Below are 22,382 nucleotides of genomic sequence, written 5' to 3'. Positions count from 1 at the left end.
AGAATCCTAGAAGCATGAAGCCTGCTTTAATCATCGTTGACGTGCAACATGACTTCTGCCCCGGCGGCGCCTTAGGCACCGAGCGGGGCAACGAGGTCGCTGTAAAAATCGCTACCCTGCAACGGGATTACGAAACCGTCGTAGCCACGCAGGATTGGCACATCGATCCGGGTTCTCACTTTTCTAAGGACCCGGATTTTGTCGATTCTTGGCCCGTGCACTGCGTAGCCGAGTCCCACGGCGCAGCCATGCATGAGGCCATCGGGCCGGCGCAAGCCTACTTCCGCAAGGGCGAATACACCGCCGCCTATTCCGGATTCGAAGGCGCTGCAAACGACACCTTGCTCGCTGACTGGTTGCGCGAGCGCCACATAGACGCCGTGGATATCGTGGGCATTGCCACCGATCACTGCGTGCGCGCCACGGCCGCCGACGCCCTCAGGGAGGGCTTTGCCGTCCGCGTATTGCGTGAATATTGCTCCCCAGTGGACGAAGCCCGCGGCGAGGCCGCGTTGCAAGAGTTGGCCGCCGCCGGCGCCACCATCTGCTAAACACAGGAAAACGCCTACGGCCCTCGAACCGAATCTGGTCCGAGGGCCGCTGACGTCTCTCTACAAGGTGTTTCCATCTATCGGCTAAAGCAGCCGCCCTCTGGAAACGGGAGGGGTTCTCTCTATCTCTCTCGCATGCGCTCTCTCAAACGCATGAATTAAGTATGAGGTATCGAAATTGGATCCGGGTGTCAAGTACCTGAAAGTTTCCTGTTGGATTATGCCACCAAGGCTCCTACTACCTCACCTCGACAAATGCGTCTCCACCCAAACGGCGAAAGCCCTGCGCTATGCGAGACGATTGTTATAGGGCGATCTGCGTCCCCACGGGTGCCCGAGCACGGGCTGAGAGTGCGCTAAAGCTGCGCATAGACCGTTCGAACCTGTTTGGTTAATACCTACGAAGGAAGAGAGGAGCGCTTGCCATGACGGCTGCCCCAGAAAACCACCCTAAGCATTCCTATTCCCCCATTCACCACGACGGTCTAGAAGTTCCAGAGACCGAAATCCAACTGGATGATTCCCCACAAGGTCCCAATGAGCCCTTCCGCGTCTACCGCACGCGTGGGCCAGAATGCGCACCTGAAGTGGGGCTACCCGCCCTGCGCAGCGAGTGGATTAGCGAGCGCGCAGATACCAAAGAGTACGCCGGTCGCGGCCGCGAGCTGGCTGACGATGGACGTGCCGCACAACGCCGCGGGGCGTCTTCCCAAGAATGGAAAGGCCCTAAGCGCACGCCGCTTAAGGCTCAGCCTGGGCGCCGCGTAACCCAAATGCACTACGCCCGCCAAGGAATCATCACCCGCGAAATGGAATTCGTAGCACTGCGTGAGCACTGCGATCCGGAATTCGTTCGTGCTGAGGTAGCTCGCGGCCGCGCCATTATCCCTAATAATGTCAACCACCCCGAGTCTGAGCCCATGATCATTGGGCGAAAATTTCTCACCAAAATCAACGCCAATATTGGTAACTCCGCGGTTACCTCCTCCATCGAGGAAGAAGTGTCCAAATTGCGCTGGGCCACCCAGTGGGGCGCGGACACCGTAATGGATCTTTCCACTGGTGACGATATCCACACCACCCGCGAGTGGATTCTGCGCAATTCCCCAGTTCCCATTGGCACCGTGCCTATTTACCAAGCATTGGAAAAGGTCAATGGTGTGGCAGAGGATCTGACCTGGGAAATCTTCCGCGATACCGTCATCGAGCAATGCGAACAGGGTGTGGACTATATGACCATTCACGCCGGTGTGCTCTTGGCGTATGTACCGCTAGCAAGCAATCGCGTGACCGGCATTGTCAGCCGCGGTGGCTCCATCATGGCGGGATGGTGCCTTGCTCACCACAAAGAGTCATTTCTGTACGAGCACTTCGATGAGCTATGCGAGATTTTCGCTCAATACGATGTCGCATTTTCGCTTGGCGACGGCCTGCGCCCCGGCAGCCTTGCCGATGCCAACGACGCTGCCCAATTTGCAGAGCTAAAGACTATTGGCGAACTTACCCGCCGCGCCTGGGAGTATGACGTCCAAGTCATGGTGGAAGGCCCCGGACACGTGCCGCTCAACATGATTCAAGAAAACAACGAACTCGAACAGGACTGGGCTTCAGATGCCCCCTTCTATACCCTGGGCCCTCTAGTTACCGATATCGCCCCTGGCTATGATCACATCACTTCCGCCATCGGTGCCGCCCATATCGCAATGGGTGGTACGGCCATGTTGTGCTATGTCACGCCGAAGGAGCACTTGGGACTGCCCAACCGCGATGATGTAAAAACTGGTGTCATTACTTATAAGATTGCGGCGCACTCAGCGGACGTTGCCAAGGGACATCCAGGCGCCCGCGCATGGGACGATGCCATGAGCAAGGCCCGCTTTGAATTTCGCTGGAATGACCAATTTGCGCTCTCCCTCGACCCAGAGACCGCTCAGGCCTATCACGATGAAACGTTGCCTGCTGAGCCAGCAAAGACCGCACACTTTTGTTCCATGTGTGGGCCGAAGTTCTGCTCCATGCGCATTAGCCAAGACATCCGCGAGATGTTCGGCGGGCAAATGGCCGAGCTCGGCATGCCGACGCTGGGCGAGCAGGTCCGTGCGGCAGCCCACGGCCCAGCACCACAGGAAGGTATGCAGGAAAAATCCGCCGAATTCCGCCGCAACGGGTCTCAAATTTATTTACGCGAGGATGCTGACCTAGCTTAGCTCTCGCCCTGTATCGGGATTTTCGCCGCGCTCAAATCGGGCGCGGCGTTGCCTTTGTTCTTCCCTTTTGCGCAAGATGCGCTGCCTTTCCATGCGATCGCGCATGCGCTGCGGATAGCCGGTTTCTTCCACGTCATAAATATCGCAGCTCAAAAGTTTGGCCACCGCATCAATTCCTTTCGGCCCGCCAATACGGCGCCGGATAAAATCGCCGTGTTCATCCACAACGACAACGGACATCTCATTGACTACAGTTTCCGGTTCCACAAAGGCCTCTACATATACCTTTCCGGCGGCCCATTGTTGCAGATCCTGCGCGTCTTCCGGGCGGATGGTCTCCCCCGGTCCGCGGGGTGGTCGCAGTGACGATCTGGACTTGTTGCGGCGGAAAGGGTTGAACATAATTCCCTAGCTTACCCGGAAGGAGGGTAGTTACTAACCCCACATCTGCACGAGGGTGAGCATCACGCTGTAAGATTGTCGGGTAGCGATAGAACACTTCCAACTTTCGAGGAGTCTTATAACTCATGGCGAACTCCGTTGAGATGCCCGAGCTGGGCGAATCCGTAACCGAAGGCACCATCACGCAGTGGCTCAAGTCCGTAGGCGACACCGTCGAGGTCGACGAACCATTGCTCGAGGTCTCCACTGACAAGGTCGATACCGAAATCCCCTCCCCCGTAGCCGGCACCATTATTGAAATTAAGGCTGACGAGGATGACACCATCGAGGTCGGCGAGGTCATCGCCATCATCGGTGACGAGGATGAGGCAGGCTCCGCATCCAACGACTCCTCCGCTGACAAGGGCGAGGAAGAAGCAGAAGAAAAGAAGGAAGAGCCGAAGGCTGACTCCTCCAACGGCGGCTCCGGCGACGCAGCCGACGTGGAAATGCCAGAACTCGGCGAATCCGTCACCGAGGGCACCATCACGCAGTGGCTGAAGTCCGTAGGCGACACCGTCGAGGTAGACGAGCCACTGCTCGAGGTCTCCACCGACAAGGTCGACACCGAAATTCCTTCCCCAGTAGCAGGCACCCTGGTAGAAATCCTCGCAGACGAGGACGACACCATCGAGGTCGGCGAAGTCATCGCCCGCATCGGCGACGAAAACGCCACCGCATCCTCCTCCGAGGCCAAGCCAGAGCCACAGGAAGAAAAGAAGGAAGAGCCAAAGGCCGAAGAAAAGGAAGAGCCAAAGGCTGACTCCTCCAACGGCGGCTCCGGTGACGCAGCCGACGTGGAAATGCCAGAACTCGGCGAATCCGTCACCGAGGGCACCATCACGCAGTGGCTGAAGTCCGTAGGCGACACCGTCGAGGTAGACGAGCCACTGCTCGAGGTCTCCACCGACAAGGTCGACACCGAAATTCCTTCCCCAGTAGCAGGCACCCTGGTAGAAATCCTCGCAGACGAGGACGACACCATCGAGGTCGGCGAAGTCATCGCCCGCATCGGCGACGAAAACGCCACCGCATCCTCCTCCGAGGCCAAGCCAGAGCCACAGGAAGAAAAGAAGGAAGAGCCAAAGGCCGAAGAAAAGGAAGAGAAGAAGCCAGAACCGAAGGCTGAGGAGAAGAAGGAGTCCAAGCAGGATTCCTCCCTGAACACCTCTGCCAAGGTAAACAATGGCGACAACGTTCCTTATGTCACCCCACTGGTACGCAAGCTGGCTGAAAAGCACGGCGTAGACCTCAACACTGTTGAGGGCACCGGCGTGGGCGGCCGCATCCGCAAGCAGGACGTGCTCGCCGCTGCTGGCGAGGGCGATGCACCTGCCAAGTCTGGCGCACAGTCCGATAACTCCCCACGCGCACGTTGGTCCACCAAGTCCGTGGATCCGGCTAAGCAGGAGCTCATCGGCACCACCCAGAAGGTCAACCGCATCCGCGAAATCACCGCTGCCAAGATGGTCGAGGCGCTGCAGATTTCCGCGCAGCTTACCCACGTCCAGGAAGTCGACATGACTGCCATCTGGGATATGCGCAAGAAAAACAAGCAGGCGTTCATCGACAAGCACGGTGCCAACCTGTCCTTCCTGCCATTCATCGTGAAGGCTACCGCCGAGGCTCTGGTCTCCCACCCGAACGTCAATGCGTCTTATAACCCAGAGACCAAGGAAATGACCTACCACTCGGACGTCAACATCGCTATCGCCGTTGACACCCCGAAGGGCCTGCTCACCCCGGTCATCCACAAGGCACAGGACATGACCCTGCCGCAGATCGCTCAGCAGATTGCAGAGCTGGCTGATAAGGCCCGCAATAACAAGCTGAAGCCGAACGATCTCACCGGTGCTACCTTCACCGTGACCAACATCGGTTCCGAGGGCGCCATGCTCGATACCCCGATTTTGGTTCCGCCACAGGCCGGCATCCTGGGCACCGCGGCCATTGAAAAGCGCCCAGTTGTTGTCAACGAGAATGGCCAGGACGCCATCGCTATCCGCCAGATGTGCTACCTGCCATTCACCTACGATCACCAGGTAGTTGACGGTGCGGACGCAGGCCGCTTCATTACCACCATCAAGGACCGCCTGCAGACCGCTGACTTCCAGGCAGACCTCGAAGTCTAAAGGTTCTATCGCCGCTTGAAGCCTCTTAGCCCCACTGCGGGGCTAAGAGGCTTTAGCTATGTCTGGGGTGCCAAGTGGGGGTGATGGATCCACAATCACCGGACTAATCCATCCCCTTTTATTCGAGGTCTTGAGGATGCCTTGCCCCTAAGCCCATGGTGAGCGCACTGGGCGCAGTTCTATACAGTGACGCGCTGCATAAAAGTTTCCAAAGGGGGATCGGCTCACCCATTGTTAAACATATAATTGGGGCGGTTACAGCCACTGTCCCCCTATTAAGGAGTCTCACTGACATGGAATTCATCTCCCGCCACCTAGGGCCGGATTCTGCGGAGCAGGCCACCATGCTTGCGAAGGTAGGCTACGACAGCGTGGACGCGCTGGTCGATGCCGCCATTCCGTCAAAGATCCGCGCCGCAGAACTGCCTCAGCTTCCTGAGGCACTCTCGGAAGATGAGGCGCAGGCTACATTGCGGGAGTACGCCAACCAAAACACCGTGCTGAAGTCCTTCTACGGACAAGGCTTTTCTGACACCCTCACCCCCGCGGTCATCCGCCGCGGTTTATTGGAAGATGCGGGATGGTACACCGCCTACACCCCGTATCAGCCAGAGATCTCCCAGGGTCGTCTGGAAGCGCTGCTGAACTTCCAGACCATGATTGAGTCCCTGACCGGCCTGCCCATCGCGAATGCATCCTTGCTGGATGAGGCCTCCGCCACCGCGGAAGCCGTGGGGCTTATGTCCCGCGCGGTAAAGAAGGGTCGCCGCGTGGTACTGGATTCTCGCCTGCACCCGCAGGTGCTTACCGTCGCCGCGGAGCGCGCCCGCGCGATTGACCTCGAGGTAGAGATCGTAGACCTGCGCGAAGGCCTCGTGGGCGAGGATCTCATCGGCGCAGTAATCGCCTACACCGGTACCGAGGGCGATATCTTTGACCCCTCCACCATCATCGAGGAGCTGCACACCCGCGGCGCTCTGGCGACCGTGGCCACCGACCCGCTTTCGCTGCTCCTGCTGGAGGAACCTGGCTCGCTGGGCGCCGATATTGTGCTCGGTTCTTCCCAGCGCTTTGGCGTTCCGCTCTTCTTCGGCGGCCCGCACGCTGCGTACATGGCAGTCACGGAAAAGCTGAAGCGCCAGATGCCTGGCCGCATCGTAGGCGTGTCCAAGGACGCGGATGGTCGCCCCGCTTACCGCCTAGCGCTGCAGACCCGCGAGCAGCATATTCGCCGTGAACGCGCTACCTCCAATATTTGTACTGCGCAGGCGCTGCTGGCCAATGTCGCCTCCATGTACGCCGTCTACCACGGCCCGCAAGGCCTCAAGGCCATTGCCCAGCGCGTCCACGCGCTCGCTTCCTCCTTTGCACAGTCCCTCAAGGATGCCGGGAAGCAACTCGTGTCCGAGGACTTCTTCGATACCGTTACTGTCGCCGGCGTAGACGCCGCCACCATCAAGGCTGACCTCCAGAAGGAGGGCTACCTCGTGCGTACCATCGGCGAGGACAAGGTATCGGTGTCCTTTGGTGAGTCGGCGACCAAGGAGGACGTCGCCAAGCTCGCCCAGGCCTTCGGCGCCAAAGCTGCTGAGGCCGACTTTACTCTGCCGGAGAACCTGCAGCGCGGCGAGGAGCCGCTCCAGCACGAAATCTTCAACCGCATTCACTCCGAGACCCAGATGCTGCGCTACCTGCGCAAGCTAGCCGATAAGGACCTGGCGCTCGACCGCACCATGATTCCGCTGGGCTCCTGCACGATGAAGCTCAACCCCACCGCCGCCATGGAACCCATCTCCTGGCCGGAGTTTGCGGGCATCCACCCCTACGCACCAGAGGAAACGACCGCCGGCTGGCGCGCCTTGGTAGACGAAATTGAAGGCTGGCTGGCCGAGGTCACCGGCTACGCCAAGGTCTCCATCCAGCCCAATGCCGGCTCCCAGGGCGAGCTGGCGGGTCTATTGGCCATCCGCCGCTACCACGTAGCCAATGGCGATAACGAGCGCGATGTAGTGCTCATCCCAGCTTCCGCGCACGGTACCAATGCGGCCTCGGCAACGCTGGCTAACCTGCGCGTTGTTGTGGTCAAGACCGCCGAGGATGGCTCTATTGACCTGGCAGATTTGGATGACAAGATTGCCAAGCACGGCAACCACATCGCCGGCATCATGGTGACCTACCCGTCCACCCACGGCGTCTTTGACCCGGAGGTCCGCGACGTATGCGATAAGGTCCACGCGGTGGGCGGCCAGGTCTACATCGACGGTGCGAATATGAACGCGCTGACCGGCTGGGCCCGCCCAGGCCAATTCGGCGGCGATGTTTCCCACCTCAACCTGCACAAGACATTTACCATTCCGCATGGCGGTGGCGGCCCGGGCGTGGGTCCGGTCGCAGTAGCCGAGCACCTCATCCCCTTCCTGCCCACCAACGCCGCGGATCCGCAGCTGGATGCCACCACCGCTACCCCGGTAGGCCAGGGCGTGCCAATTACCAATACCAAGTACGGCTCGGCTGGTGTGCTGCCGATTTCCTGGGCGTACCTAGCTATGACCGGTACGCAGGGACTAGCCCAGGCCTCCGCCCACGCGATTTTGGGCGCGAACTACCTGGCCAAGTCCTTGGAAGATTCCTTCCCGGTGCTCTACACCGGCAATGCTGGCTTGGTTGCGCACGAATGCATCCTGGATCTGCGCGCGCTTACCGACGCCTCCGGGGTCACCGCAGCTGACGTAGCCAAGCGCCTCGTGGACTTTGGTTTCCATGCCCCGACCCTCGCCTTCCCGGTGGCCGGCACCCTCATGGTCGAGCCCACCGAGTCTGAAGACTTGGCCGAGCTGGACCGCTTCATCGAGGCTATGCGCACCATCCGCGCCGAGATCCAAGAGATCATCGACGGCGAGGTGTCCTACGAAGGCTCCGTTATCCACCACGCACCATTTACCGCGGAGTCCGTCGGTGCCGATGCGTGGGAGTTCGCCTTCAGCCGCGAAAAGGCAGCGTGGCCCGTGAAATCCCTGCGCCACAGCTACAAGTACTTCCCGCCGGTGCGCCGCATCGACGAGGCCTACGGCGACCGCAACCTGGTCTGTAGCTGCCCACCACCAGAAGCTTTCGACATCGACGATTCTGAGGAGTAACCATGACCGAACTACTCACCTCCCCGCTTCATGCCGAGCACGACAAGCTCGGCGCCACCTTCACGGCCTTCGGCCCGTGGAATATGCCCTTGAAGTACCAGAATGAGCTGGAAGAGCACCGCGCGGTGCGCAGCACCGCTGGCCTCTTTGACCTATCCCACATGGGCGAAATCTGGGTCAACGGCGCCGACGCCGGCAAGTTCTTGTCCTATGCCTTCATCTCCAACTTTGAGCCCCTCAAGGTGGGCAAGGCCAAGTACTCCATGATTACCGCTGAGGACGGCGGCATCATCGATGACCTGATTACCTACCGCTTTGAAGAGGACAAATTCCTCGTCGTCCCGAATGCCGGCAACGCCGATACCGTATGGGACGAGCTCAATAAGCGCGCCGAGGGCTTCGATGTTTCCCTGAAGAACGAGTCCCGTGACGTCGCGATGATCGCCGTCCAGGGCCCTAAGGCCGCAGAAATCCTCGTCCCGCTGGTAGAAGACAATAAGCAGGACGAGGTATATAACCTCGGCTACTACGCTGCCACCATGGGCAAGGTAGCGCGCACCTTCGCCATTATCGCGCGCACCGGCTACACCGGTGAGGATGGCTTCGAGCTCATCGTGTATAACTCCGATGCCCCACAGCTGTGGGAAGAACTGCTCAAGGCCGGCGCGGAATACGACCTCAAGCCGTGCGGTCTTGCCGCCCGCGATTCCCTGCGCCTCGAGGCCGGCATGCCGCTCTACGGCAACGAGCTCTCTCGCGATATCACCCCGGTAGAGGCGGGCATGGCGCGTGCCTTTGCCAAGAAGGAGGCCGATTTCGTCGGCGCCGAGGTCATCCGCCAGCGCGCTGCCGAAGGCCCACAGGTAGCGATCACCGGTCTCACCTCCACGCAGCGCCGCGCCGCGCGCGCCGGAGCCGAAGTATTCGTGGGAGACAAGAAGGTCGGAACCGTCACCTCCGGCCAGCCTTCCCCCACCCTGGGACACCCAGTGGCCATCGCGCTGCTGGAAACCAGCGCTGAACTCGAGCCCGGCGCCGAAGTCGAGGTAGAGATCCGCGGCAAGCGCTATCCTTTTGAAGTAACCGCGTTGCCGTTCTACAAGCGCGATAAGTAAACACTTTCTCAACCAGCCCGAAAGGACTACATCACCATGGCTACCCTTCCACAAGATTTCTCCTACTCCGAAGACCACGAGTGGGTCAACGCCACCGCTGACGCCGTCGCAGGCGCTACCGTGCGCATCGGCATTACCTCCGTCGCTGCCGATCGCCTGGGCGAGGTTGTCTTTGCCGAGCTACCGGAGGTGGGCGATACCGTCACCGCCGGCGAGTCCTGCGGCGAAGTCGAATCCACCAAGTCCGTCTCTGACCTCTACTCCCCTGTCACCGGCACCGTCAAGGCCGTAAACGAGGCCGTGCACGATGACTACGCCGTCATCAACAACGACCCGTTTGGTGAAGGCTGGCTCTTCGAGGTCGAGGTAGATGAGGCAGGCGAGCTCATGGATGCCGCCGCCTACGCATCCGCTAACGGCCTGGACTAATTCGGCCCCACGCGGGAGGGTGTGCCACGCGCATCCTCCCGCTTTGCTTTGCCCACCGCACCAGAGGAAACTTTGAGGCTATGACTGCACCACGCGATCCTTTCTTCCCCGCCGAGCGCTCTATCCGCGCCTCCGATAAGCCACTAGAGGTCCGTTTCCTGGGCCGGATGGACTACCAGGAGGCGTGGGATTACCAGGCCGAGGTAGCGGCCGCCCGCGCCAAGGGCGAGCAGGGCGACGTGGTGCTTGTGGTCGAGCACCCCAATATCTATACCGCCGGCAAGCGCACCCAGCCAGAGGATATGCCGGATAACGGCCTGCCCGTCATCACCGTAGACCGCGGCGGGCGCATTACCTGGCATGGCGAGGGCCAGCTGGTCATCTACCCCATTATCAAGCTGGCTGAGCCTGTCGACGTCGTCGACTATGTCCGCCGCTTGGAGGAAGCCACCATCCAGACGGTTCGCCAGATGGGGGTGACCACCGCTGGGCGCATCGACGGCCGCTCGGGCGTCTGGGTCCCCTCCACCACCCAGGCCAAGGATCCGGCTGCCCCGAAGCGCGACCGCAAGATTGCCGCGCTGGGCATCCGCATTACCCGCGGGGTGACCATGCACGGCTTGGCGCTCAATTGCTGCAATACGCTGGAGTACTACGACCACATCGAGGCCTGCGGCATCGACGACGCCGACGTGACCACCCTGTCCCTAGAACTGGGCCACCAAGTCACCCTCGAGGACGCCACCCAGCCGCTGTTGCAAGCGCTGGACGACGCCCTCTCGGGCCGCCTCATCGTTGCCGACCACACCTTCGGCTCAGCCCCGGATCCCACGAAGCTGGCCAATGAAAGGGCACGGGAGAGGCGTCGGCAAGCGCGGCACTAGCCCTCGTTCGGGGCTGGCGCGGAATAGGATGTGACCCTGGCGACTTATACCTAGAAGAGCTATTAGCCATCACCACCATCAACCGATAAAGTGAGTTTTTGTGACTGTAAAGCCTGAAGGACGCAAGATGCTCCGCATTGAAAAGAAGAATGCGGAGTCACCCATCGAACAAAAGCCACGCTGGATTCGCAACCAGGTCCGCACCGGCCCGGGCTACGAGGACATGAAGTCCCGCGTGACCGGTGCCTCCCTGCACACCGTGTGCCAAGAGGCAGGCTGCCCGAATATCCACGAGTGCTGGGAATCCCGCGAGGCTACGTTCCTTATCGGTGGCGATAAGTGCACCCGCCGCTGCGACTTCTGCGATATTGCCACCGGCAAGCCGGAAGAACTCGACCGCGATGAGCCGCGCCGCGTGGCCGAAAACATCCAGGAGATGGACCTTAACTACACCACCATTACCGGCGTTACCCGCGACGATCTCCCGGATGAGGGCGCATGGCTCTACGCCGAGGTCGTGCGCAAGATTCACGAGCTTAACCCGCATACCGGCGTAGAAAACCTCACCCCGGATTTCTCCGGCAAGCCGGACCTGCTCGAGGAGGTCTTCGAAGCCAAGCCGGAGGTCTTCGCCCATAACCTGGAGACCGTGCCGCGCATCTTTAAGCGCATCCGCCCGGCCTTCCGCTACGAGCGCTCCCTGGACGTTATCCGCCAGGCCCACGACTATGGCCTGATTACCAAGTCCAACCTGATCCTGGGCATGGGCGAGACCGAGGATGAGGTCGAGGAAGCATTGCGTGACCTGCGCTCTGCCGGCTGCGATATCATCACCATCACCCAGTACCTGCGCCCCGGCCCGCGCTTCCACCCGATTGAGCGCTGGGTGCGCCCAGAGGAGTTCGTCGCCCACTCCAAGCTAGCCAAGGAGCTCGGCTTCGGCGGCGTCATGTCTGGCCCGCTGGTGCGCTCGTCCTACCGCGCCGGCCGCCTCTATGTGCAGGCCATGGAAAAGCGCGGCTTCGAGCTGCCGGAAAATCTCAAGCACCTGGCCGAGACCTCCCAGGGTGCCACCGCCCAAGAGGCCTCCACCTTGCTGGAGAAGTACGGCCCCTCGGAAGAGACTCCAGTGACCACCCGCATGGCCAAGACCCCGGCTAATGCGAATTCGGCGGCGGCCACCATCCGCTAAACCGAACGTTTTCATAACGGCCTGCGCTTTTCGCGTGGGCCGTTTTAACATTTATGCCCGTTGACCTTTAAAGTAGGAGCCATGGCGAAAGATGACAAGGCAGCACTAAAGGCTGCAAAGAAGCAAGAACGCGCGGCCAAGCGCCAGCAGCGTAAGCAAACCTGGTCCCAGATGTGGCAAGCATTCAATATGCAGCGCAAGCAGGATAAGGCGCTTATCCCCATCATGCTGGGTGCCTTCCTGGGCATGGGATTGCTCTTCTTCCTCATTGGCCTGCTTTTTAGCGGCCAGTGGTTCATGCTCATCCTCGGCTTGGGCATTGGCGCGTTGCTCGCCATGTTCCTCTTTACCCGCCGCCTTGAGCGCGATATGTACAAGCGCGTGGAAGACCAGCCGGGCGCTGCCGGCTGGGCGCTAGAGCAGCAGCTGCGCAATACCGTGGGCATCGTGTGGTCCGTAAAGACCGGTGTGGCCGCTACCCGCCAACAGGATCTTATCCACCGCGTCATCGGCAACGCCGGCGTCATCTTCGTTTGCGAGGGCAATAAGAACCGCGTTCGCCCCACCTTGAACCAGCTTAAGAAGCGTGTAGACAAGATCGCCGGCGGCGTTCCTATCTACGAGATCTTCGTGGGCAACGGCGAGGACGAGGTTCCCGTATCCAAGCTGCGCAATAGGGTCATGAAGCTGCCGCGCAACTTCAATAAGAACGAAACCTACGACAACATCCGCCGCATCGAGGCCATGGATTCCATGCCGGGTACCACCCCGGGCATGCCTAAGGGCCCTATGCCCCACCAGGCGCAGAACATGGCCGGCATGAACCGCCGCATGCGCCGTGCCCAGCAGCGCAAGAAGAATAAATAAGCGCCTAAAGCTAATCCCTGCTACACCGTCTACGGCGTAGCAGGGATTTTCTTATGCCCTTGAAAGCAGGCTGTTTAGGAGCGGATAACGATGGTGCCGGTGGCGCGGTCGTGCATTCCGCGTCCATCCGCATCAACCATGGCCGCTGGGAACAGCACACCGGTGAGCACTGTGCGCAACGCCGCGCGCCATAGGCCCACGTGGGCACCGGGGACATCGAGACGCGCCACGCCCATCCCCAGCAGCAGCATGCCGGGGGTGCGGGCAAAGAGCCAACCACACACAATGCCCATGATGACCCACAGGGCGTAGCCCAAGAAGGCCACACCGCCCAATTCCGTGGTGAACATGTGGATCAGGTTGGCAATGAGCATGCACACGATCCAGTCAATCGCCACGGCGCCGGCGCGGCGACCAACGGGGGCCAGTGACCCCGGCCCGGACTCCGGAAGGCCGAGCTTTTCGCCCGGCCAGCGGCCGGGGCCTTCCATGTCATCGTATTCGCCCGGAATATTCGGCCCGTCGAGCCACGTACGCTTATCTGCCATGCTCACCAATCTAGCGGGCACAAAGTGAGATGTGAAACGAGGGGAATCGCGATGCCGACGGTGGGAACCTAGTAGGCTATAGAGAGACAATTCACCGGTCAACAACGAGGAGACAAACGTGTCTTTCGAGACAGTGCAGGACATCGTCCAATTTATTAAGGACGAGGACGTAAAGTTCGTCGATATCCGCTTTACGGACGTCCCAGGCACCGAGCACCACTTTTCCATCCCAGCAGATGAGTTCACCGTAGAAGATGCCGAAAATGGCCTTGCTTTCGACGGCTCCTCTATCCGCGGATTCACCACCATCGATGAGTCCGACATGACCCTGCTGCCGGATCCAGCCACCGCGCATATCGATCCGTTCCGCACGGCCAAGACCCTGAACATCAAGTTCTTCGTCCACGACCCATTTACCTTTGAGCCTTTCTCCCGCGACCCGCGCAACATCGCGCGCAAGGCGGAAGAGTACCTGCAGTCCACCGGCATTGCCGATACCTGCAACTTCGGCGCTGAGGCCGAGTTCTACCTCTTTGACTCCGTGCGCTTTGGCACCGACGTCCAGCACGGCTTCTACGAGGTTGATTCCGATGAAGGTTGGTGGAACCGCGATAGCGAGACCAACTTCGACGGCACCCCGAACACCGGCTACAAGACCCGCCTGAAGGGCGGCTACTTCCCCACCGCGCCGTATGACAAGCACGGTGAGGTACGCGACGCTATGGTAGAGAACCTGCAAAAGGTTGGCTTCCAAATCGAGCGCTTCCACCACGAGGTCGGCGCCGGCCAGAATGAGATCAACTACCGCTTCAACTCCATGTTGCACGCGGGCGATGACATTCAGACCTTCAAGTACGTGATTAAGCAGACCGCGGCGCAGTGGGGCAAGACCGCAACCTTCATGCCCAAGCCGCTGGCCGGCGATAATGGTTCCGGTATGCACGCCCACATGTCCCTGTGGAAGGACGGCAAGCCTCTCTTCCACGACGAGGCTGGCTACGCAGGCCTGTCCGATATCGCCCGCTACTACATCGGCGGTATCCTCCACCACGCCGGTGCCGTTCTTGCGTTTACTAACCCAACGCTGAACTCCTACCACCGCTTGGTGCCGGGCTTCGAGGCCCCGATTAACTTGGTCTACTCCCAGCGCAACCGCTCGGCCGCCATCCGTATCCCGATTACCGGCTCCAACCCGAAGGCCAAGCGCATCGAGTTCCGCGCACCGGACCCATCCGGCAACCCTTACTTGGGCTTTGCCGCCATGATGATGGCCGGCATCGACGGCGTAAAGAACCGCATTGAGCCGCACGCTCCAGTTGATAAGGACCTCTACGAGCTGCCGCCAGCAGAGGCTGAGTCCATCCCGCAGGCGCCGACCTCCCTCGAGGCTTCCCTGAAGGCCCTGCAGGAGGACATGGACTTCCTCACCGAAGGCGATGTCTTCACCGAGGATCTCATCGAGACCTACATCAACTACAAGTACGAGAACGAGATTAACCCGGTCCGCCTGCGTCCTACCCCGCAGGAATTTGAGATGTACTTCGACTGCTAGAGCTGCGCCTGCCCACGCCCCCTCTCGCCACCGGCTTTCCGCCTTCCTAGGCTCCCAAATTGCTGAGTGCCGATTGGGGGCTTTGCAGATCTATTTGCACTTTGGATTCAGAAATTTTGCACCCAACATTGACAAGCGTCCTTGGTTCTTGGCGGTGCCCCACTCCTTGTTGTTTGACTATCGCAGCGTTTTCAAATGCATGGCACTTGAGCAAACCTTGCGCAAATGATTACTAAGATTGCGCATTTTGAGCTATACTTTAGGCAATCGATACCCCCTCCAAGCTTCCCATAGGAACAGCTCAATATGAGAGGGGGGCTTTGCTATTCTGAAGCAATGAACCGCAGGAAGAAGTTCCTTAGCATTGAAGAGCAAGTCAGTTTAATTCAACGCCGTGGGTTAATTCTTCCTTCCGAAAAATCTGCTAAAGATTTCCTTGAGCGTCAAAACTATTACCGCTTTTCGGGCTACATGCGGTACTTCCAAGAAAACTTAGCCGGTGACGAAGCCAAATTCTTTCCTGGCACCCAGTGGGATGAAATAGTTAATATCTACCGGTTGGACTTCGAACTTCGTTCTCTCCTACTCCGCGGGCTCCAAGAAGCAGAGCTTGCGGCCAGGACGGCCTTTGCTCTCAGCGAAGGTGAAATCCATTCTCCTTATGAGAAGTATCTTCAGCCCACTGCGTACCGGCGCCCACCAAATCCGGCCATGCCGCCCACACACGATCTAATTATCAGTGAGCTCAAGCGGTCTAAGGAACCATACCTCCATAAATACCAAAAGGACTCAGGGGCCGACACTGAAAGGTGGGTTTACGATGTTCCAATTTGGGTGGCAGTCGAGGCATTGTCCTTTGGTACGTTGTCGAAAGCAATAAGCTTCCGAAACGATGACAACCGAGTTTACGCAAAGACTTGTTCCATTCTTGGCGTAAAGAAACAATACTTAGCGCGCCAATTGCGCTCTTTTACCTTCGTGAGAAATAAATGCGCTCACTCAGCTCGGTTATGGAACAGTTTCGTTTTGGACCAACCTTCAGTTTCTAGTGCTACGAAACGGCGTGCTGAGAAAGTTTTAGGTCGAAATTATGGCGAGAACTCACTACTGGCAGTAATTGTAGCCCTTGATAACTTTCTCTTTCTTACTAATTCGTGGGTTGGATTTTTGGATGAGTATATAGAGCTGGTCAAACGAACTCCGGCTTTCCACCAAGGTATAGCGAATCCTCATCATTCATAGCCCTCTTGGTGCATGAACACACAATGGTATTCTGGGCCCTTTTCATGCGACCCCGGCCACATATCCTTAAAGTCTTGACCCCTGCCCCTAATTCAGCGCCAGTTGAGAGTTCTCACCAGTAAAAACGACAACAGAATTCTGATAACCCGACCGAAAGAAATTAACATGTGGGTGTGACTGATAGATTCCGCCAACTCCCGGCCCCTGGCCCCGCGTGGGGAGGCAGCCTCATGGGCACCTCCATCGTTTCGCGCCTGCTCGTGGAAGAAGGATTGATGATCTTGGCCGGCATTTTTGCCGCCATCGCGTGCGTCATCTTTGTCGTTCTCACCGCGGGCTTCTTGCGCTACCGCCATCCTAGTTTTGAGCGCACCACTATGGCGGAGTGGTCGATGTTTTTCATCGGAATCTTGGCGCTCGGTGCCGCGCTTTCCGGTCTGACGGATATCCCTACCTTCCGCCTCGTGGGCTTTTGGATCGGTGGCCCGGTTACGGTTATTACGTGGGCTATCCAGCTCACGCGCTTTGATGGCGAGCCGAAGTTCACCTGGGGCCTGCCGCTGGTCGGCCCTATGATTTCGGCTTCCGTTTCCGGTTGGCTAGCTAATGATTACGGCCCGCTCTACCACGTGATGGGTACGGTATTTTTCTTCATGTCCCTGGTGACGGCGGTGCCCACCTTCGCCCGCGTGTATTGGGCCGCTTGGCACGGCAAGGTGGATTTCACCGGCGCGAAATCAGCCACCGCATGGGTTCCGTTAGGCGTGGTGGGCCAGTCCACCACGGCAATGCAGATTCTCTTCCCCGGCCCGGTGTCCATCTATTACGGCGTTACGGCGCTTATTATCGCCATTCCGCTGTCCATCTACGCCATGTTTACCTTCTATCCCAATGTGGCACGGTGGGTTCCGTACTCCCCGGCGTGGTGGTCCTGCACGTTCCCGCCGGGCACTGTGAGCATGGGCGGTCACCAGCTGGCATTGGTCAATGGCTCTGAGCTTATCGACGCCATTGCGCTCACCATTCCCGTCCTCCTCACCGCCCACTGGATGCTGTGCTCCACCCGCTTCCTCAGCTGGGTGTGGGAAGGAAAGAAGGAAACCGGCCCTGAAGAGCCGCTCATTAAGACTGGGCCCAAAAGGTAGCAAGGAGGCTAAGCCACTATGCGAGACGCCAGCTTCGAACGAGGAAAGCGCCGCACACGCCGACGCACGCGTGCAGCCCGACCGCGGCGCGAGCATTGGAGCAGGGAATACGCAATCTATGCGGAAGATTCCTGGGGCATAGATGACTTGGAGCCCGAGGGCGGCGAAAATTCCGTGCGCGCCTATTCCGGCGGCCGTGCAGATGGTAATCGTCGCCGGCGCCGCTGATGCATAATAACTCCCCTATCACCTTCATCGCTTGGGACCACGCCAACCTGACTGCGGTGAGAGACGTACTCGCTGGCCTGCAGCGAGACGGCATCTATCTGCGCCGCGGCCACCTGCTGATGGAGACGTCGTGGCTTGGCGCAGGCGCGCGGGACTTCTACGCCACGGCCTGGCGCTGGGGTGCACAAGACTGCCCGCTCTTTTATGACTTAGCCCGGCGCGGACAGCTCCTACTTACTATCGGCGATACCGTGATTGCGTGTGGCAACGGAGCTGATATCGACGCTGCACGCGATTGCATTGCACAAGAACTCATCGCCGCCCAGGATCCGCAGCAGTTGTGCGGGCTGCTTGCCGACGCCGCAGAAGACTAGCCCTACAGTCCCGGTTGCTCGCTGCGCTTCATCCAGCCCATGCGCGGGGCAAAACCGCGGGGATGTTTCATCTGCGCTACGGCGTCGGCAATCATGAGGCGGTGGCGGCGCGACACGCTATCGGGAAGCTTTGCCACGGAGAACCACCCTGCCTCGGTATTTTCTTCATCGCTAATCACCGGCTCTGCATTTTCTGCTACTGATACGCGCAGCGCGGTTCCCATGAATGTGCACTCATCGCCGTTGGGGTAGGTCACTGGCCCGGACTTCCCCACGCCCAAAAGGGCTTCCACTTTGGCGTCGAGTCCCACTTCCTCTTTGACTTCTCGCAGCGCGGTGGTGGTAATCTCTTCGCCTGGCTCGCAGATTCCTTCCACCGGGGTCCACGTACCGTTATCGGAACGCTTTACTAGGAGCACGGAGGGGACTTCCCAGAGTGCGGCGTCTGCCGGCACATCGCGGATGATGATGGCGCTACAGGCCGGCACAAAGATCTGATCGTGGCCAATCTTTTCGCGCAGCTGAACAATAAAATCTGGAGTCGGCATGCCACCTAGCGTAGACCAGTGCGGCGCACTTAGGCCATGGGCCCCAAGACCTCTTTAGCTAGAAGCTGAATATCGGTGGCCAACGTGAAAGATAGCTCCATGTCCGTCAGCGTGGTCTGGCAGGTATGACCTTCTTCGAGGCGCTGCGTCGTTCCGGAAACCACGCCCACGATGGTTTGCTTTCCTTCTACCTCGCCGTACACCGGACCACCGGAGTCACCATTGGTGCTGCATACGCGCGCCCTAGCGGCGAGCGAATCCCGCTGGAGTCCCTCCGAGTTCAGCTGCGCCATCTCTGCATCGTGGGAAAGCGTGCCACAGGTCTCATCGGTCACGCGGCCAAGCTTGCACACCTGATGCGGCAGGTGGGCCAGGGAGGTGGCGACGCTATTGTCTACTGCCCCGGGGACATAGTACTCAGCGCTGCCGGTGATCTCGATAAAGGCCACATCGAGGTCGTGGCTATCTTCGGAATAGAAATCAGAGTAGATGACCTCGCCGATAGGTTCGGCGGGGTAGCTAAAGTCGCCGTCGGCGGTGCCGGCCCAGACCTTATCGCCGGGTTTGCCGCAATGGGAAGCGGTAACGGCGATCGTGCGGGCGTCGGCAAGCGTAAATGACCATGCCGCGGTACACGACTGGTAGTTGAAGTAGGCGCCCGGCCGCGGTTCATCGCCGGAGAGATCTAAGGCGGTGCCCGGAGCGAGCGGCGCCGCGGCTGGGGAATAGGACTCGTTAGGAATGAGGTTTTTATAAGACAGGGCGGAGAAACTTGGTTCTTCCCCACCCCGCACCGGGCTGCAGGCTGCAAGGAACGCGGCCGTGCACACTACAAAAACGCTAGTTGCTCTCCGCGTCCGCATTCCCGGCGTTGTCCTTGTTCTCTTCTTCCGCATCCATCTCCGCCTGGGCTTTGAGATCGCGGATGAATTTTTCCGGATCAAACTCGGTGTAGTGTTCTGGGCCGGCAAAATTTTCTAGGGCCATGGTCTAAACCTCCGTTTTCTGAATCGACGTGGTGATGTAATCCTTGACCGCCGCGGCATCATTAGGCAAGTCCTTGACGTGCCGCTCAGCATCGAGGATGCCGGCAAAGCGCTCGGGCGGCTCAGGGGCAGAGCCGATGGCTTCCGTGATGGTCTCGGCAAACTTCACCGGCAGCGCGGTCTCCAGACACACGATGGGCGTTTCTACGCCCTCGCGCTGTGCGCCACGAGCCACCTTGATGCCGTCGGCCGTGTGCGGATCCGCCAGGTAATCAAAGCGCTCGTGTACATCCTTGATGGTGGCTAGGCGATCGGCATGGCTGGAGGAACCGGACAGGAAACCATAGTCCTCGCGGGCAGCGGCAATCTTGTCGTGGTCGAGGCTAAAGCCGCCCTCTTTCACCTTGGTGCCGAATAGCTCCGCGGTTTCGGCTGCATCGCGGCCGAGCAAGTCGAACGCAAAGCGCTCAAAATTCGAGGCGCGCGAGATATCCATGGACGGCGAAGAGGTTGCCATGGTCTCTACGGCTGGGCGCGGCCGGTAGTTTCCGGTGCGGAAGAACTCATCCAGCACATCATTTTCATTGGTAGCCACGATAAGACGATCAATGGGAAGGCCCATCTGGCGAGCGATGTGGCCGGCACAGATATCGCCAAAGTTACCGGTGGGAACGCTAAAGGAAACTTTCTGATCGGCAGTTTCGGTGACCTTGAGCCAGCAGGAAATGTAGTAGACCACCTGGGCCATCAGCCGTGCCCAGTTAATGGAATTGACCGCGCCAATGCGGTAGGCGGCCTTAAAGTCAGCGTCTCCCGATACCGCCTTGACCACATCCTGGCAATCATCGAAAACGCCATCTAGAGCGATGTTGAAGATATTCGGGTCATCCAGCCCAAACATCTGTGCCTGCTGGAAGGCCGTCATTCGGCCGGCCGGGGTGAGCATAAAGACGCGAATGCCGTGGCGACCGCGCATCGCATACTCTGCAGAGGACCCCGTATCGCCGGAGGTGGCGCCCAGAATATTGAGGGTCTCACCGCGGCGGGCGAGCTCGTATTCAAAGAGCTCACCCAAAAGCTGCATGGCCATGTCCTTAAATGCTGCAGTTGGCCCTTCGGATAAATGGCCGATAAAAAGGCCCTCGCCTAATTCGGTGACGGGAACGATTTCCGGGTCCGCAAATTTGGGGCTGGTATAGGCGCGCGCGGCGATATCCTCGATGTCTTGCGCTGGAATATCGTCAATGAAAAGCTTAAGTACCTCGGCCGCAAGCGCCGCGTAGCCCTTGTCCGCTAGGAGCCTGCGCCATGAATTTAAAGTGGCGGTATCTAGCTGTGGGTAGCTCTCAGGCAGGTATAAACCGCCATCGGGGGCAAGCCCACCGAGGAGAATATCTGTAAAAGATGCGGGCTGACGGGCGGTATCGCGGGTCGAAATGTACTTCACACAAAAGAATCTTAGTAGTTAAGGCGTAAGGTATCAGCCATGTCGCATCCGAATCCCCGAGAAGTCATTACCACTCAGGCTTTAGGCATTTGGGTAGCCGCCATGGCGGTCTACCTCGTAGCGATTACCGGCCGTACCTCTTTTGGTGTGGCCGGTTTGGATGCCATTGAGCGCTTCGATGTCGATGCCGGCCGTATCGCGGTCTTTACCTCTGTGCAGTTGGGCGTGTATGCCCTAGCCCAAATCCCCACCGGCATCTTGATTGATAAATTTGGCCCGCGCTTACTCCTCGTGGTCGGCGCCGTCATTATGGGCATTGGCCAAGTGGTACTGGGCTTTACCACCAGCTATGGCGTAGCCATTGCCGCGCGCGTTCTCATCGGCGCGGGCGATGCCACGGCATTTCTCTCCGTGATGCGCATCCTGCCCTATTGGTTCCCACTGCACCGCACCCCCATGTTCACCCAGGTGACGTCGTCGTTGGGGCAAATGGGTCAGTTCATTTCCGCGGTGCCCTTCCTGTGGTTGCTGGGTGCGGCCGGATGGACCGCCGCCTTCGTTACCCTTGGCGCGGTAGGAATCTTGGTAGCCATCGCCGCTATCGTGGCGGTGGCAGACTCACCAGAGAAGTTGGGGATTATTCCCACGGAGAAGGAACCACCCAACTCGCAGGCCACCAGCATCCCCGCCCGCTTGAAAACGGTATTCCGCTCCCCGGTGGCCTGGCAGGCTTACTTCATCCACTACATCGGCATGCTCCCGCTCATCGTCTTTGTCATGCTCTGGGGCATGCCCATGATGACCCAGGGCATGGAGATGTCCAAGGCCAAGTCCAGCCTGGTTCTCACCTTGCTGGCGGTATTCTTGGTCATCGTCGGCCCCTTGCACGGCAAGATTTCCTCCCGCGCGCAGCATGTCCGCCCGTGGCTTAGCCTCGGGTTTGTAGCAATTCACGCACTGACCTGGCTGATTTTCTTTACCTTTGGTACCGACAGCGGTGTGGTCGCAATTTTGGTGGTGTCCTTCGTTACCGCGCTGTGCACGCCGACGGCTAACTATGGCTTCGATATCGTGCGTGAGCGCATGGACCGCTCGGTGGTGGCCACAGCCACGGGCTTGGGAAATATGGGCGGGTTTACCTCCGGCATGTTGGGCGCGCAGCTCTTCGGAATGGTGTTGGACCACTCCTCCGACGCCCCTGATTACTCCATGCCGGATTTCACTGCCGCGGCGGCTGCGGTGCTAGCCGTTTGGGTAGTAGGCATGATTGGTGTGGTCATCACCCACTTCCTTCGCCGTCGCGCGGGCGAAGACGGGCCTTCTGTCACCATCGTGGAGGTTTCCTAGAAACTCTCGG

The 22,382-nt window shown here is 59.3% G+C and carries 21 protein-coding genes and 1 riboswitch; of the genes, 15 read left to right on the top strand and 6 right to left on the bottom strand.

The annotated features are described in order from the left end of the window. Positions 1-14 precede the first annotated feature (14 nt). Together QP941_RS00235 and thiC are read left to right on the top strand one after the other, a co-directional pair. Complete coding sequence (locus QP941_RS00235; RefSeq protein ID WP_284867608.1) at positions 15-551, top strand: isochorismatase family protein; 537 nt, start codon at positions 15-17, stop codon at positions 549-551. Between the two features lie 316 nt (positions 552-867). Beyond that, a riboswitch (TPP riboswitch) is annotated at positions 868-978 on the top strand. Next, positions 977-2,758 carry a phosphomethylpyrimidine synthase ThiC gene (thiC, locus tag QP941_RS00230; RefSeq protein WP_284867607.1) on the top strand — a complete coding sequence of 594 codons (1,782 nt, stop codon included), beginning with the start codon at positions 977-979 and terminating at the stop codon, positions 2,756-2,758. (Overlaps the previous riboswitch by 2 nt.) Here the strand turns inward: thiC and QP941_RS00225 are convergent. Then, a complete protein-coding gene (locus QP941_RS00225) occupies positions 2,750-3,160 on the bottom strand; it encodes an oxidoreductase (protein WP_225746692.1) in 411 nt (136 codons plus the stop codon). The genes thiC and QP941_RS00225 overlap by 9 nt on opposite strands. A gap of 125 nt (positions 3,161-3,285) precedes the next feature. Between QP941_RS00225 and sucB the strand changes: the two genes are divergently transcribed. The 7 genes from sucB (at position 3,286) to QP941_RS00190 (ending at position 12,955) form a co-directional block, all read left to right on the top strand. Then, entirely contained in the window at positions 3,286-5,331 is a 2,046-nt protein-coding gene (sucB, locus tag QP941_RS00220; RefSeq protein ID WP_225746691.1) for a 2-oxoglutarate dehydrogenase, E2 component, dihydrolipoamide succinyltransferase, read from the top strand. A gap of 293 nt (positions 5,332-5,624) precedes the next feature. Next, positions 5,625-8,468: an aminomethyl-transferring glycine dehydrogenase gene (gcvP, locus tag QP941_RS00215; protein WP_284867606.1), complete on the top strand. Its 2,844-nt coding sequence runs from the start codon at positions 5,625-5,627 to the stop codon at positions 8,466-8,468. 2 nt (positions 8,469-8,470) lie between these two features. Next, on the top strand, positions 8,471-9,583 hold the full coding sequence (gene gcvT / locus QP941_RS00210) for a glycine cleavage system aminomethyltransferase GcvT (protein WP_284843745.1): 1,113 nt from the start codon (positions 8,471-8,473) through the stop codon (positions 9,581-9,583). Between the two features lie 36 nt (positions 9,584-9,619). Next, positions 9,620-10,012, top strand: a complete 393-nt coding sequence (gene gcvH, locus QP941_RS00205; protein ID WP_005324433.1) for a glycine cleavage system protein GcvH — start codon at positions 9,620-9,622, stop codon at positions 10,010-10,012. 80 nt (positions 10,013-10,092) lie between these two features. Then, on the top strand, positions 10,093-10,896 hold the full coding sequence (gene lipB / locus QP941_RS00200) for a lipoyl(octanoyl) transferase LipB (RefSeq protein ID WP_284867605.1): 804 nt from the start codon (positions 10,093-10,095) through the stop codon (positions 10,894-10,896). Between the two features lie 127 nt (positions 10,897-11,023). Continuing rightward, entirely contained in the window at positions 11,024-12,088 is a 1,065-nt protein-coding gene (lipA, locus tag QP941_RS00195; RefSeq protein ID WP_284867716.1) for a lipoyl synthase, read from the top strand. A gap of 81 nt (positions 12,089-12,169) precedes the next feature. Beyond that, a complete protein-coding gene (locus QP941_RS00190; protein ID WP_284867604.1) occupies positions 12,170-12,955 on the top strand; it encodes a DUF4191 domain-containing protein in 786 nt (261 codons plus the stop codon). Positions 12,956-13,029: 74 nt separating this feature from the next. Here QP941_RS00190 and QP941_RS00185 read toward each other — a convergent pair whose 3' ends face one another. Further along, entirely contained in the window at positions 13,030-13,503 is a 474-nt protein-coding gene (locus QP941_RS00185) for an RDD family protein (RefSeq protein ID WP_005328129.1), read from the bottom strand. Positions 13,504-13,621: 118 nt separating this feature from the next. On the opposite strand from QP941_RS00185, the gene glnA reads away from it, so the two are divergent. The 5 genes from glnA (at position 13,622) to QP941_RS00160 (ending at position 18,044) form a co-directional block, all read left to right on the top strand. Continuing rightward, a complete protein-coding gene (gene glnA / locus QP941_RS00180; protein WP_284867603.1) occupies positions 13,622-15,055 on the top strand; it encodes a type I glutamate--ammonia ligase in 1,434 nt (477 codons plus the stop codon). 336 nt (positions 15,056-15,391) lie between these two features. Continuing rightward, positions 15,392-16,297, top strand: a complete 906-nt coding sequence (locus QP941_RS00175; RefSeq protein WP_284765732.1) for an Abi family protein — start codon at positions 15,392-15,394, stop codon at positions 16,295-16,297. A 173-nt stretch (positions 16,298-16,470) separates the two neighbouring features. Next, positions 16,471-17,442 carry a TDT family transporter gene (locus QP941_RS00170; RefSeq protein ID WP_284867602.1) on the top strand — a complete coding sequence of 324 codons (972 nt, stop codon included), beginning with the start codon at positions 16,471-16,473 and terminating at the stop codon, positions 17,440-17,442. A gap of 18 nt (positions 17,443-17,460) precedes the next feature. Further along, complete coding sequence (locus QP941_RS00165) at positions 17,461-17,670, top strand: hypothetical protein (RefSeq protein ID WP_284867601.1); 210 nt, start codon at positions 17,461-17,463, stop codon at positions 17,668-17,670. Continuing rightward, positions 17,670-18,044, top strand: a complete 375-nt coding sequence (locus QP941_RS00160) for a hypothetical protein (RefSeq protein ID WP_284867600.1) — start codon at positions 17,670-17,672, stop codon at positions 18,042-18,044. The genes QP941_RS00165 and QP941_RS00160 overlap by 1 nt, the downstream gene beginning before the upstream one ends. Positions 18,045-18,046: 2 nt before the next feature. On the opposite strand, the gene QP941_RS00155 is transcribed toward QP941_RS00160, so the two are convergent. Genes QP941_RS00155 through thrC form a run of 4 tightly spaced genes read right to left on the bottom strand, consistent with a single transcriptional unit; the run spans position 18,047 to position 21,025 of the window. Then, entirely contained in the window at positions 18,047-18,592 is a 546-nt protein-coding gene (locus tag QP941_RS00155) for an NUDIX hydrolase (RefSeq protein ID WP_284867599.1), read from the bottom strand. Between the two features lie 29 nt (positions 18,593-18,621). Then, on the bottom strand, positions 18,622-19,422 hold the full coding sequence (locus tag QP941_RS00150; RefSeq protein WP_284867598.1) for a trypsin-like serine protease: 801 nt from the start codon (positions 19,420-19,422) through the stop codon (positions 18,622-18,624). A 10-nt stretch (positions 19,423-19,432) separates the two neighbouring features. After that, the gene (locus QP941_RS00145) at positions 19,433-19,579 is read right to left on the bottom strand and encodes a hypothetical protein (protein WP_225746679.1); all 147 of its coding nucleotides are present in this window, start codon (positions 19,577-19,579) and stop codon (positions 19,433-19,435) included. Between the two features lie 3 nt (positions 19,580-19,582). After that, entirely contained in the window at positions 19,583-21,025 is a 1,443-nt protein-coding gene (thrC, locus tag QP941_RS00140; protein ID WP_284867597.1) for a threonine synthase, read from the bottom strand. 39 nt (positions 21,026-21,064) lie between these two features. Here thrC and QP941_RS00135 point away from each other — a divergent pair, with 39 nt between their 5' ends. Further along, on the top strand, positions 21,065-22,372 hold the full coding sequence (locus tag QP941_RS00135; protein WP_284867596.1) for an MFS transporter: 1,308 nt from the start codon (positions 21,065-21,067) through the stop codon (positions 22,370-22,372). Positions 22,373-22,382: the final 10 nt, after the last annotated feature.

This window comes from Corynebacterium sp. MSK150, assembly GCF_030229215.1.
In the GTDB taxonomy this organism is placed as follows: Bacteria; Actinomycetota; Actinomycetes; order Mycobacteriales; family Mycobacteriaceae; genus Corynebacterium.
This window is presented reverse-complemented; position numbering and strand designations above follow the sequence as displayed.